Below are 12,677 nucleotides of genomic sequence, written 5' to 3'. Positions count from 1 at the left end.
GACGGACGTTACGAGCTGGTAACCAGAAGCCGCAATAAGAAAGCCCGAGGTTCCTCGGAAGGATCGGAATGCGCAGTTTTTCTTGTCTCTCCGGATACAGGTCGCGTGACTTTCCTTGTCGGTGAGTGACGAGTTTGCGGCTCGCTCCGAGAAACACTCACTCGGTGAGCAAGTAGAAGCCACGAATGCTCACTTGCCGCTAAACCCGCGAGTAGTGGAAGAACTGTCAGCAAGGCCATTGTGCGAAAGGTTTCCCGTGAGTAACGTCCGGGCTCGCATTCCCCTACGAGAAGGGAAAACCGGCATGGCCACTCTCAGACGTATGTCCGTCCTCGGCGCGACGGCGGCCCTGGCCACGATCGCCTCCATCGGCACGTCCTCCGCGGCCGGCACCCAGCTGAACGGAAACTGGGCGCCGTTCAACCGCTGCCCGGTCGACAACGCAGCCATGCTGGGCGCCGACGGCGTCACCGACCAGGCGACGTGCATCTCCTCCAGTTCGGCCAGCGGTGTCATCAAGATCGGCAGCTCGGTCGTCCCGACGGGGAAGACCGACCTTCAGGTAGGCATCGTCACCCACTCCGACGGCACCAACTCGGTGGTCGCGCCGTCGGACGGCGCGCTCATCGCCGACCCCGCCGATCTGCCCGGCGGCCTGCTCGGGCTGATGTGTCCCAGCTCCGTGCCCGTCGTCAGCGCCGTCTGCGGGCAGATCACCAACAGCACGGTCAACCGGATCGTCGCGACGGTCGAATCCGTGGGCACCCCCTCCGACTTCCAGTTGCTCGCCGGGGTCTCCGAAGGTGTGCCGATCATCTCGATCCCGGTCCGCATCCACCTCAGCAACCCGCTCATCGGCAGCAACTGCTACATCGGCACCAAGTCCGCGCCGGTCATCCTGCGCCCGGGGAACGCGGCGGCGCCGAACGTCGCCGCGGACAGCGCCACGTCCAACGGCACGCCCGCCTCGGAGGGCCCGTTCGGCCGGCTCGCGCTGACCGGCTCGACCCAGCAGGACCTCACCTTCGCGGCGCCGGGTGCGAGCGGCTGCGGTCCCCTCGGGCTCGGCGCCTTCAACTGGGCGGTCAACCTCAAGTCCGGCCTCCCCGCCGCCTCGGGCACCAACAGCGTGAAGCTCAACAACACCTCGACCTACCTGGGCACCCTGAACGACCCGGGCGCTACCGCGCCGAACCAGGGCAAGGTCTTCTCCCAGTACTGGCACTCGGCGGTCAAGTGATGCGGTTGCCGCTGCGCAGGGCGGTGATGGGCGGGCTCGCGCTCGTCGCCGCGCTGGGGGCGTCGGTGACGTCGGCGTCCGCCACGGGGAGTGGGGTGTGGACGGTCGGTCCTGGTGGGAGCTATGCGGGGGACACGGTTACCCCTTACCCCCTCTTTCGGGTCGGCTCCGCTTCGATCTCCTGCGCCACTTCGCACATCTCGGGATCGCTGGCGACCAGCGATGCCGACGGACTGGCCGCCGGAACTGTCGCTCCGACCTACTCGAACTGCCGCGTCGCGGGCATCCCCTTCAGCTTCACCTCGGGCACGGCTCCCTGGAAGATCAACCTGTTGCGGCGCAACGCCGTCAACCCCGCCGTAATCGACGTGTCCATCAGCGGGATCACGCTCAACTGGTCCGCGACCGGCTGTGCCGTGAAGTGGACGGGCACTCTTTACGGCCAGTACGACAACGCCACCGGCAAGCTGAGCAGCAGCCCCGACGGCGTGCCCGCCAGTCAACTCGTGGCCGGCGCGGATGCGTACTGCCTCGGGCTGCTCAAGCCCGGCAGCACGCTCGACATCAAGGCCAACTACACCCTCACCCCCAAGCAACAAATCACCCCGCCCGCCTGACCATCTTGTCGCCGGCTGATAAATCCACGGGCGGTCCGGAATTCGTACCGGAAACTTGGCGAACCACTATTGCTAGGCAAGGTTACTCGGCCGTAACGTCGGCAAAAGTTCCTTCGCTCCTGGTCGACGGCCCCCCGTCGGCCAGGAGTTGCAGGAGATCCGGTCGTAACCCTCCTTCTCGGCCGGTGTCTCCGTGACGGGGCCCCGACTTTCGCCGTACCCCCGGTGAGGTGGGGCCCCGCCTCGAACTATGAGGCGGCCCTCGGGACTCAGAAGTTCTACTCATCTTCCGACAGGAGAGAACCGCTCCTTTGTCACCGGATGACAAGTTTTCAGAAAGATTCGGGGCGGCCGCTCCGAGATCTTGTCCGGCACGTACAAAGCGAATTACCGTGCGCTGCCGAGTTCGCTCGCTGAAGGTGAGAAGGCGATGGGAATCGAAGTGAAGGTCGAGGGGCTTACCAAGTCCTTCGGCAAGCAGCAGATCTGGCAGGACGTCAGTCTCACGCTGCCCGCCGGCGAGGTGAGCGTCATGCTCGGGCCGTCAGGCACCGGCAAGACCGTCTTCCTGAAGTCGCTGATCGGTCTGCTCAAGCCCGAGCGGGGCCGCGTTCTCGTCGACGGCGTCGACATGGCGCGCAGCCCGGAGCGGGACATCATGGAGGCCCGGAAGCTGTTCGGGCTGATGTTCCAGGACGGCGCCATGTTCGGGTCGATGAACCTCTTCGACAACATCGCCTTCCCGCTGCGCGAGCACACCAAGAAGAAGGAATCGGAGATCCGCCGCATCGTCATGGAGCGGATCGAGGTCGTCGGACTCCTCGGCGCAGAGGGGAAGTTGCCCGGCGAGATCAGCGGCGGCATGCGCAAGCGGGCCGGTCTCGCGCGGGCTCTCGTGCTCGACCCGCAGATCATCCTCTGCGACGAACCCGACTCCGGGCTCGACCCCGTCCGTACCGCGTTCATCTCGCAGCTGCTCATCGACCTGAACACCAAGATCGACGCGACGATGCTCATCGTCACCCACAACCTCGACATCGCGGCGACCGTGCCGGACAACATGGGGATGCTGTTCCGGCGGAACCTGGTGACGTTCGGGCCCCGGGAAGTCCTGCTGACCAGCAGGGAGCCGGTCGTGGCGCAGTTCCTCACCGCCAGCAAGACGGGGCCGATCGGGATGTCGGAGGAGAAGGACGCGGCGACGCTGGCCGCTGAGGCTGCCAGTGCGCCGGGTGGGGCGGTGATTTCGCCCCGGGAGATCGTGCCGCAGCTTGAGCCCTCGCCGGGCTTGGGGGAGCGGGCCGCCGTTGCTCGGCGCCGGGCGCGGGTGCTGGGGATGCTGGACACCCTGCCGGAGTCGGCGCGGAGGGCGATCTTGGCCACGTACGGGTCCGACCCGATGGCGCCGACCGCCGTGCTGCCGCGCGCCGGGGGTGCGTCTTGATCGGCTGCCGACGTCTTCGCGCCCCGCGCCGGCGCACAGGTCACGGGGCTCTGCCCCGGACCCCGCTCCTCAATCGCCGGAGGGGCTTGATTGTGGCGGTGACCCAATGAGCGTCGACAACAAGGTTCCGGGCCCCGCGCCGCAGGCACCCCCCGCGCCGGTCAGCACCGGCAAGCGGGCCGCCCCCCGTACCCCCAACCCTCTCCTCGGCCCCCTCCGCCAGACCGGCAAACTCTTCGCGCTCGGCCTCGAAGTCGCGCGGGCAGTCTTCCGACGCCCCTTCCAGTTCCGCGAGTTCGTCGAGCAGTTCTGGTTCATCGCCAGTGTCACCATCCTGCCGGCGGCGCTCGTGTCGATCCCGTTCGGCGCTGTCATCGCGCTCCAAGTCGGGTCGCTGACACAGCAGTTGGGCGCTCAGTCGTTCACCGGTGGCGCCAGCGTGCTGGCCGTCATCCAGCAGGCCAGCCCCCTCATCGTCGCGCTGCTCATCGCGGGCGCGGGCGGCTCCGCCATCTGTGCCGATCTCGGGTCCCGCAAGATCCGCGAAGAGCTGGACGCGATGACGGTCATGGGCGTCTCGCCTGTGCAGCGGCTCGTCGTGCCGCGCGTGCTGGCCACCATGACGGTCGCGCTGCTGCTGAACGGCATGGTGTCCGTCGTCGGCACCCTCGGCGGCTACTTCTTCAACGTCGTCCTGCAACACGGCACCCCAGGCGCGTACTTGCAGAGTTTCAGCGCGCTCGCTCAGCTCCCCGACCTCTACATCAGTGAGCTGAAAGCGCTCATCTTCGGGTTCATCGCCGGGATCGTCGCCGCGTACCGCGGGCTCAATCCGCGCGGCGGCCCGAAGGGCGTCGGCGACGCCGTCAATCAGTCCGTCGTCATCACCTTCATCCTGCTCTTCTTCGTGAACATGGTGATGACCGGCATCTACCTCCAGATCGTTCCGCCGAAGGGAGGCTGAACCCGTCATGACCTCCCCCCTCGTCTGGCTCGATCGCGGTGGCGATCAACTCATGTTCTACATACGGGCGTTGCTGTGGATACCGCGCACACTGGTCCGGTACACGAAGGAAGTGCAGCGGCTGCTCGCCGAGGTCGCCTTCGGGTCCGGCGGGCTCGGTGTCATCGGCGGCACCATCGGCGTGATGATCGCGATGACCGCCGCGACCGGCACCGTCGTGGGCCTCCAGGGGTACGCCGCCCTGGACCAGATCGGCACCGCCGCCTTCACCGGCTTCGTCTCCGCGTACTTCAACACCCGTGAGATCGCCCCGCTGGTGGCCGGGCTCGCGCTGTCCGCCACCGTCGGCGCCGGGTTCACCGCCCAGCTCGGCGCCATGCGGATCAACGAAGAGGTCGACGCGCTGGAGGGGATGGGTGTGCGGTCGATGCCGTACCTCGTCACCACCCGCATCATCGCCGGCGTCGTCGCCATCATCCCGCTCTACGCGATCGGGCTGCTGTCCTCGTACCTCGCCTCACGCCTGGTCACCGTCGTCTTCAACGGGCAGTCGCAAGGCACGTACGACCACTACTTCAATCTCTTCCTGTCACCGACGGACGTCCTGCTGTCCGTGCTGAAAGTGCTCATCTTCAGCGTCATGGTGATCGTGGCCCATTGCTATTACGGGTTCCGGGCGAGCGGCGGACCGGCCGGTGTGGGGATCGCCGTCGGGCGGTCCGTGCGCAACGCCATTGTGCTCATCTCCGTCACCGACTTCTTCCTGTCCCTCGCTCTGTGGGGCGCCACCACGACCGTGAAGGTGGCGGGGTGACGATGACAAGCACGGAGATCATCCGCCGCAGACTCGCGGGGCTCGTGTTCCTCGTCGTGCCCGCGTTGCTGATCTGGCTCGCCGTCGCCGTCTACAACAAGGACTTCGTCTCCTCCGACGACGTCGTCGTGGAGACCGGCAGCGTGGGCAACGAGATGCACCTCGGCGCCGAGGTGAAGCTGCGCGGCGTCGTCCTCGGCGAGGTCAGGGACATCGACGCCACGCCCACCGGGGCCCGCCTCACGCTCGCGCTGAAGCCCGGCGCCCTCGACAGCGTCCCCGACGACGTCCGCGCCCAGATGCTGCCGACCACCCTCTTCGGCGAGCGCTACGTCGCCCTCGTACCGCCGAGCGACCCGAGTACGCGGATGCTGTCGGCCGGGGCCACCATCCCGCAGGACCGCTCCGCCAACGCCATCGAACTGCAGCAGGTCCTCGACGACGTCCTGCCCATGCTCACCGCCGTCCAGCCGCAGAAACTGTCGTCCACGCTGTCGGCCGTCTCGCAGGCGCTGGAGGGGAGGGGCAGCCGACTCGGTGACACGCTCACCCAACTCGACTCCCACCTGCGGAAGTTCAACCCGGAACTGCCGGCCCTGAACGAGGACCTGAAGCAGCTCGTCAAGGTCTCCCAGGTGTACGCCGACGCCGCGCCCGGCATCATCGACGCGCTCACCGACTTCACCACCACCAGCGGCACGATCGCCGAGAAGGAGAGCGACCTCGCCGGCGCCTACGGCAGCACCACCCAGGCCGCCGACGACCTCGACGCCTTCCTGCGCGCCAACCAGGACAACATCATCCGGCTGTCCGACACCTCACGCCCCACCCTCGAACTGCTCGCCAAGTACTCGTCCTCCTTCCCGTGCACCCTGCGCACCCTCGCCGACTTCGTGCCGCGCATGGACAAGGTGCTGGGCAAGGGGACCGATCAGCCCGGACTGCACGTGAACGTCACCACCGTTCCCTCCAGAGGGGCCTACACCGCCGGGTCCGACACTCCCGCGTACAACTCCGGTGGCGGGCCGCACTGCTACCCGGTGCCCTACCTCGGCGCGTCGACCGCGAAAGCGCCCGTCACCGCCACCGCCTCCGCCGCGCAGGATCTCGGGCCCGCCAACTCGCCGCAGGAGAACGACCTGGTGAACGAGCTCATCGCGCCCGCCGCCAAGACCTCGCCCGACGACCTGCCCGACTGGTCGAGCCTGCTCGTCGGGCCGCTGTACCGGGGGACCGAGGTGAAGCTCAAGTGAGCACAAAAGAAACGGAGTTCGCGCACATCAAGCGGCGGTCCCTCGCCGGGCCGCTCGTCAAGTCCCTCATCTTCGTCGTCGTCACCGCGCTGGCCACCACCGTGCTCGGCCTGAGCATCGCCAACACCGGCGTGGCCAACAACACCGCAACGTACAAAGCCCTGTTCACCGACGTCACCGGGCTCATCGACGGCGACGGCGTACGGATCTCCGGCGTCAAGGTCGGTGAAGTGACCGACGTGCGCGTCGTCGACCGGCGCACCGCCCAGGTCACCTTCACCGTCACCGACGACCGGCACCTGCCGGGCACCACCACGGCCGCCGTGAAGTACCTCAACATGGTCGGCCAGCGGTACGTGTCCCTGGAGCGCGGCACCGGGAGCGGCGCGCCGGAGCTCACCCACGGTGCCACCATCCCGCTCACCCGCACCACCCCCGCCCTCGACCTGACCCTCCTCTTCAACGGCTTCAAGCCGCTGTTCGAGGGCCTGTCCCCGAACGACGTCAACGATCTCGCCGGGTCCATCGTGAAAGTCCTGCAAGGCGAGGGCGGCACCGTCGACAGTCTCATCGAGCACGTCGGCTCGCTGTCGACGACCGTCGCCGCCAAGGACAAGGTGATCGGTGAGGTCATCGGGAACCTTACGGACGTCCTGACCACCATCAACGACCGCGAGGACCAGTTCGACGACCTCGTCACCACCCTCAAGGAGCTCGTCTCCGGGTTCAACGAGGACCGCAAACCGCTCGGTGAAGCCGTTCAGGCGATGGGGGACCTGACGACGGTCACCGCCGGATTCCTCCAGGACGCGCGGCAGCCGCTGAAGGACGACATCCACCAGCTGGGCCGCCTGTCCAACTCGCTCGGCGACGGCATCCCGCAGATCCAGAACTTCCTCGACAAGACCCCCGCCAAGCTGACCGCCCTGTCCCGTCTGTCGTCGTACGGGTCCTGGTTCAACCTCTATCTCTGCGAGGCGAAGGTCGGCGGCGTGAAGATGTCCGACGGGTCGAAGCCGCCCACCGGCATCTCCGTCACCGAAGCGAGGTGCCAGTGATGCGCAATCCGGACCGGAGACGGCCCCGGCTCAAGCCGATCAAAGAGCGCAACCCCGTCGCCGTCGCCGTCGTCGGCCTGGTGGTGCTCGCCCTGCTCGCGCTCGCCGCGGTCAACGTGAGCAGCCTGCCCGTCGTCGGCGGCGGCACCACCTACACCGCCGACTTCACCGAGGCCGCCGGGCTCGGCGACGGCGACGAGGTGCGGATCGCCGGCGTGAAGGTCGGCGAGGTCACCGGCGTCGCCCTCGACGGGAACAAGGTGAAGGTCTCCTTCGACATCAAGGACGACTCCACCTGGATCGGCGACCGGACGACCGCCGCCATCGCCATCAAGACGCTGCTCGGCGACAAGTACGTCGCCCTCGACCCCGTCGGCGGCGAACGGCAGAACCCGGACACCCGCATCCCGACGTCCCGCACCACCTCCCCGTACGACGTCACGCAGGCCTTCGAAGACCTCAGCGGCACCATCGACGACATCGACACGAAGCAGCTCGCCACGAGCTTCGAGACGATCTCCGAGACCTTCAAGGACTCGCCGCCCGACGTGAAGGCCGCCGTGAAGGGCCTGTCCGCGCTGTCGAAGACCGTGTCGTCGCGTGACACCGAACTCGCTCAACTCCTCGCGGGCAGCAAGAAGTTGACGAAGACGCTGCAGACGAAGAAGTCGAGCTTCGAGACGCTCATTGACGACGGCGGCTCGCTGCTCGGCGAACTGAAGAAGCGACGGACCGCCATCAAGGCGCTGCTCAGCGGCAGCGAAGCGCTCGGCAAGGAACTCGGCGGGCTCGTCGACGACAACGAGAAGCAGCTCGGGCCGACCCTCACGGCGCTCGGCCGGGTCACGGACGTCCTGGAGAAGAACCAGGGCAAGCTCGACAAGACCCTCGCGCTCGTCGGCCCCTACTACCGGCTCATCGGCAACACGCTCGGCAACGGCCGCTGGTTCGACAGCTACCTGTGCGGCGTCGTGCCCCGCGACTACCTGCCCGCGTCCTCGCTGCCCAAGACCTCCTGCATGCCGCCGAAGAGCGGGACGTACGACGTGAAGGCCGGTGGTTGACATGGCGACGATGACCGTACGCCGCAAACTCCTCGTCGGCGGGCTAGCACTCGCCGTGCTGATCGCCGCCGGGGTCGTCGGTGTCAGCGCCACCACCCCGAGCGGCACCCGCGTCACCGCCTACTTCGACCGGGCCGTCGGCATCTACGCCGGGTCCGACCTGCGGATCCTCGGCGTGCGCGTGGGCAAGGTCGGATCCGTGCGGCCCGAGGGCACACAGGTGAAGGTCACCCTCGACCTCGACGACGGGGTGAAGGTGCCGGCCGGGGCGCGGGCCGTCGCCGTCGCGCCCAGCGTCGTCGCCGACCGGTACGTGCAGCTCACCCCCGCCTACACGTCAGGGCCCACCCTGCACGACGGCGCGAAGCTGCCCGCGTCCCGCAACCGCACCCCCGTCGAGGTCGACCAGCTCTACGACAGCGTCACCGAGCTGAGCAAGGCGCTCGGTCCCGGCGGCGCCAACGCCGAAGGCGCGCTGTCCGACCTGCTCGACACCGGCGCGAAGAACCTCAAGGGCAACGGGACCGCGATGGGCGACAGCATCGAGCAGTTCGGCAAGGCAGCGAAGACCCTGAACGGCAGCAGCGACGACCTGTTCACCACCCTCGCCCAACTCCAGTCCTTCACCACCATGTTGAAGGACAAGGACGGCGGGGTGCGCACCGCGCAGGAGAACCTCGACGACGTCACGAACTACTTCGCCGACAACAAGGACGACCTCGCGGGCGCCCTGAAAGAACTCGGCGCCGCCCTCGGACAGGTCAAGACCTTCATCAAGGACAACCGGGGCGAGCTGAAGAAGAACGTCGACCGGCTCGTCCCCCTCACCCAGACACTCGTCGACCAACGGGCGTCACTGGCCGAAGCGTTGGATGTCGCCCCGCTCGCCGCGGGCAACGTCGTGAGCGCCTATGACCCGAAGACCCGCACCTTGGACGGGCGGGCCAACCTCAACGAGCTGAGCATGGGCGGCCCGCTGCTGCCACTGCCCGCGGTCGGCGGTGACCAGTGACGCAACAGTCGAGAATCCGCGTCGGCGCGGCGGCCGCGGCCGCCCTCGCCATCACCACGGCCTTCCTCCTGACCATCGGCGTCATCAGCGTGCCGACACCGTCGTTCGGCGGCGTCGAGGAACTGCCGCTGCCCGGCGGCGCCGACCTGGGCTCCCACCCGTACACGATCACCGCCGACATGAAGGACGTCCTGAGCCTCGTCCCGCAGTCCGCGGTGAAGGTGAACGACGTCGCGGTGGGCCGTGTGAGCAGCATCTCCCTCTCGGGCAGGGACAGTTGGTCCGCACGCGTGACGATGCGGATCAACGGCGACGTGCGCCTGCCGGCGGACACCAGCGCCCAACTCGAACAGTCCAGCCTGCTCGGCGAGAAGTACGTCCAGCTCGTCGCGCCGAAGGACGGCACCGGATCGCTGGGCGCGGGCGACCGCATCCCGCTAACGCGCACCGGCCGCAACACCGAGGTCGAAGAGGTCTTCGGCGCCCTGTCACTGCTCCTCAACGGCGGCGGCGTCAACCAGCTCAAGACCATCACCACCGAACTCAACTCCGCCATCGGCGGCCGCGAGACCGAGGTCCGCTCCACCCTGCGCCGCGTCAACACCCTCGTCACCGACCTCGACGACCACCGCGGCGACATCACCGCCGCACTCGACGGCGTCAACCGTCTGTCGGCCACGCTCGCGCACCGCAAGGAGGACGTCGGGACCGTGCTCACCGATCTCTCGCCCGGCCTCAAAACCCTGGAGCAGCAGCGGGGTTCGCTGATGACGATGCTGCGCTCCCTCGACCGGCTCAGCGGCGTCGCCGTCGACACCATCGACACCGGCAAGGCCGACATGGTCGCCGACCTCAAGGCGATCGCCCCCACCCTCAAGACGCTCGCCGACTCCGGCAAGGACCTCCCCGACTCGCTCCAGGTGCTGCTCACGTACCCGTTCACCGACGAGGTGCTGCGCGGCGTCAAGGGCGACTACCTCAACACGTACCTCGACCTCACGGCCGTGCCCGGTACGACCCTGATCCCGCCGCTGACCGAGGCCTCGTCCTCCCCTTCGCCGTCGCCGACTCCCACGGAGCCCGCGCCGGAGGGGGCCGCGAAGAAGGGGACCGTGCAGAAGTCGTCGCCGCTGCCCCTGCCGTCGAGCGGAGGCACCCGGTGATCACGCTCGCCGTCCGGCTCAAGAACATCGCGTTCCTCGTCATCGCCGTCCTCGTCCTGGCCTTCCTCGGTATCCGCTACGCCGACCTCGGCCGGTACGTCGGAGCCGCCGACTACTACACCGTCAAGGTCGAACTCCCGCGTACAGGCGGCCTGTTCACGCACTCCGATGTCACCTACCGGGGCGTCTCGGTGGGCCGCGTCGGAGCGATCGACCTCACCGCGGACGGGGTCGAGGCCGACCTGCGCATCAAGAAGTCCGCACCTCGCATCCCCGACGACGCCAAGGCCGTCGTGGCGAGCCTGTCGGCGGTCGGCGAGCAGTACATCGACCTGCGCCCCGACCGGTCCGGCGGGCCCTACCTCGCCGACGGGGCACACATCGACCCGACCGCGACGAGCGTCCCGCGGCCCGTCACGGACGTCCTCGCCGGCGTCGACGACCTGACGACGTCGGTGCCGCTCGACTCGCTGCGCACGGTCGTCGACGAATTCGGCAAGGCCTTCGAAGGACGCGGCGAGGACCTTCAACTCCTCCTGGACAACGGCTCCGACTTCGTCGAGGCCGCCGACCGGGCGCTGCCGCAGACCACGAAACTCATCGACGACGGCCAGGTCGTGCTGCGCACGCAAGCCGAAGAGGGCGCGGCGATACGGGACTTCGCGTCCGGCGCGAAAGACCTCGCGGCGACGCTGAAGGGTTCCGACGCGGATCTGCGCCGCCTGATCATGGCGGCGCCCGAGGCGTCCACCCAGCTCAGCGGCGTGCTCCGGGACATGAACCCAGAACTCGGCGTCGTCCTGGCCAACCTCCTCACCACCTCCGAGGTCGCCGTGACCCGGCAGCGCGGCACCGAGGAACTCCTCGTGAAGCTCCCGCAGGCCGTCGCCGCGGGCGCCACGGCCGTCGACGGAAAGAAGGTCAACCTCGGCATGGCGGTCACCTTCTTCAAACCCCTTCCCTGCACGGCCGGTTACTCCGGTACGGAGTACCGCCTCGGTACGGATCTGAGCCCCGCGCCCGCCCTCAACACGGGCGCCCGTTGTACGGCGCCGTCGTCGAGCGGCGTCGGCGTACGCGGCTCGGCGAACGCGCCGCGCGGTGGCGCGGTGCCGACGCCGGCCCGGCCCGGAGCACTGTCGCTGCCCTCGATCTCCGAGTCCGGGACGGCATCCTCGTCCTCCGGCATGTCGGACCTCCTCGGCCTGAACTCCCGTACCGGGAGCGGCTCGTGATACGGCGGGCCCTCGCGGGGGTGGGGCTCGCCGCGGCGGTCGCCCTGTGCGGGACCGGTGCCTGGTCGTACGCGCAGGCGCGGGGCGACGACGACCTCGCGTACGGCCGGGCCCGGGACGCGGCACTCGCCGACGGGCGCGCTGCCGTCGCCACGCTGTCCACCCTGGACGCGTCGACGGCGGCCCACGCCAAGGCAGGCGTGACCACCTGGAAGACGGTCACCTCGGGCCCGCTCCGCACCCAGCTGGGCCGCCTCTCCCCGGCCGCCGGGGCGTCCTCGCGCGGCGTCGTCACGGACGCGGCGGTCACCGCCCTCGACGACCGGGCCGGCACGGCGAAGCTCATCGCGACGGTCCGCGTGGAGACGACCCCGAAGGACGCCAAGTCGCCGACGACGGACCGCAAACGCCTGGAGGCGGTCCTGTCCCGGGACCCCGATGGCACCTGGAAAGTGAAGACGCTGAGCGCGGTGCCGGTGACGGAGGTGTCCGGATGACGGTGACGGACGAGGCCCGGGAGCACGACACGGAGGCGCCGCGGGGGGCCCGTGGGTGGTGGCGCCGGTTGCGCGGCGGCGCGGCTCCGGATGCGGATGCGGATGCTGTCGCTGATGCGGGACAGGGAGCGGAATCCCGCGATGCCGACGCCGATGCTGCCGACGGGGACCGGGCCGCCGAAGCGGGGGTCGAGGTCGAAGCCTCAGCCGATGCCGATGCTGCCGACGGGGACCGGGCCGTCGAAGCGGAGGTCGATGCCGAAGCCTCAGCCGATGCCGATGCTGCCGACGGGGACCGGGTCGCCGAAGGGGAGGT

11 protein-coding genes and 2 pseudogenes are annotated in these 12,677 nt (G+C 68.7%); all 13 read left to right on the top strand.

Annotated features, from left to right (window positions below; all coding sequences use genetic code 11):
• Positions 1-304: 304 nt before the first annotated feature.
• Complete coding sequence (locus tag AB0J02_RS01165; protein ID WP_363191406.1) at positions 305-1,240, top strand: hypothetical protein; 936 nt, start codon at positions 305-307, stop codon at positions 1,238-1,240.
• Positions 1,240-1,857 (top strand): hypothetical protein, encoded by a 618-nt coding sequence (locus AB0J02_RS01160; RefSeq protein WP_363191405.1) that lies wholly within the window; start codon positions 1,240-1,242, stop codon positions 1,855-1,857. Before AB0J02_RS01165 ends, AB0J02_RS01160 begins: the two co-directional genes overlap by 1 nt.
• 430 nt (positions 1,858-2,287) lie before the next feature.
• Complete coding sequence (locus AB0J02_RS01155; RefSeq protein ID WP_363191404.1) at positions 2,288-3,301, top strand: ATP-binding cassette domain-containing protein; 1,014 nt, start codon at positions 2,288-2,290, stop codon at positions 3,299-3,301.
• 106 nt (positions 3,302-3,407) lie between these two features.
• On the top strand, positions 3,408-4,265 hold the full coding sequence (locus tag AB0J02_RS01150) for an ABC transporter permease (protein ID WP_363191403.1): 858 nt from the start codon (positions 3,408-3,410) through the stop codon (positions 4,263-4,265).
• Between the two features lie 7 nt (positions 4,266-4,272).
• Positions 4,273-5,079 (top strand): ABC transporter permease, encoded by an 807-nt coding sequence (locus tag AB0J02_RS01145; RefSeq protein WP_363191402.1) that lies wholly within the window; start codon positions 4,273-4,275, stop codon positions 5,077-5,079.
• Between the two features lie 2 nt (positions 5,080-5,081).
• Entirely contained in the window at positions 5,082-6,332 is a 1,251-nt protein-coding gene (locus tag AB0J02_RS01140) for an MCE family protein (RefSeq protein ID WP_363191401.1), read from the top strand.
• The gene (locus tag AB0J02_RS01135; protein ID WP_363191400.1) at positions 6,329-7,390 is read left to right on the top strand and encodes an MCE family protein; all 1,062 of its coding nucleotides are present in this window, start codon (positions 6,329-6,331) and stop codon (positions 7,388-7,390) included. Before AB0J02_RS01140 ends, AB0J02_RS01135 begins: the two co-directional genes overlap by 4 nt.
• Complete coding sequence (locus AB0J02_RS01130; RefSeq protein ID WP_363191399.1) at positions 7,390-8,454, top strand: MCE family protein; 1,065 nt, start codon at positions 7,390-7,392, stop codon at positions 8,452-8,454. Before AB0J02_RS01135 ends, AB0J02_RS01130 begins: the two co-directional genes overlap by 1 nt.
• A 10-nt stretch (positions 8,455-8,464) precedes the next feature.
• Positions 8,465-9,466: an MCE family protein gene (locus AB0J02_RS01125; RefSeq protein ID WP_363191753.1), complete on the top strand. Its 1,002-nt coding sequence runs from the start codon at positions 8,465-8,467 to the stop codon at positions 9,464-9,466.
• A gap of 14 nt (positions 9,467-9,480) precedes the next feature.
• Positions 9,481-10,500 (top strand): annotated as a pseudogene (locus AB0J02_RS01120) (MCE family protein); the annotation flags it as partial.
• Positions 10,501-10,625: 125 nt separating this feature from the next.
• On the top strand, positions 10,626-11,864 hold the full coding sequence (locus AB0J02_RS01115) for an MlaD family protein (RefSeq protein WP_363191398.1): 1,239 nt from the start codon (positions 10,626-10,628) through the stop codon (positions 11,862-11,864).
• Positions 11,864-12,361: a hypothetical protein gene (locus tag AB0J02_RS01110; protein WP_363191751.1), complete on the top strand. Its 498-nt coding sequence runs from the start codon at positions 11,864-11,866 to the stop codon at positions 12,359-12,361. Before AB0J02_RS01115 ends, AB0J02_RS01110 begins: the two co-directional genes overlap by 1 nt.
• Positions 12,358-12,677, top strand: a pseudogene (locus AB0J02_RS01105) (hypothetical protein); the annotation flags it as partial. The gene AB0J02_RS01110 and the pseudogene AB0J02_RS01105, both read left to right, overlap by 4 nt.

The organism is Streptomyces sp. NPDC050264, from assembly GCF_040655895.1.
Lineage (GTDB): Bacteria > Actinomycetota > Actinomycetes > Streptomycetales > Streptomycetaceae > Streptomyces.
Note: the sequence above shows the minus strand (reverse complement) of the source record. Positions and strands in the feature narration are given on the sequence as shown.

Bases quoted from the DNA above. Each gene is read 5' to 3' on its own strand.
- AB0J02_RS01165 (WP_363191406.1), top strand. From the start codon at position 305: ATGGCCACTCTCAGACGTATGTCCGTCCTCGGCGCGACGGCGGCCCTG.
- AB0J02_RS01160 (WP_363191405.1), top strand. From the start codon at position 1,240: ATGCGGTTGCCGCTGCGCAGGGCGGTGATGGGCGGGCTCGCGCTCGTC.
- AB0J02_RS01155 (WP_363191404.1), top strand. From the start codon at position 2,288: ATGGGAATCGAAGTGAAGGTCGAGGGGCTTACCAAGTCCTTCGGCAAG.
- AB0J02_RS01150 (WP_363191403.1), top strand. From the start codon at position 3,408: ATGAGCGTCGACAACAAGGTTCCGGGCCCCGCGCCGCAGGCACCCCCC.
- AB0J02_RS01145 (WP_363191402.1), top strand. From the start codon at position 4,273: ATGACCTCCCCCCTCGTCTGGCTCGATCGCGGTGGCGATCAACTCATG.
- AB0J02_RS01140 (WP_363191401.1), top strand. From the start codon at position 5,082: ATGACAAGCACGGAGATCATCCGCCGCAGACTCGCGGGGCTCGTGTTC.
- AB0J02_RS01130 (WP_363191399.1), top strand. From the start codon at position 7,390: ATGCGCAATCCGGACCGGAGACGGCCCCGGCTCAAGCCGATCAAAGAG.
- AB0J02_RS01125 (WP_363191753.1), top strand. From the start codon at position 8,465: ATGACCGTACGCCGCAAACTCCTCGTCGGCGGGCTAGCACTCGCCGTG.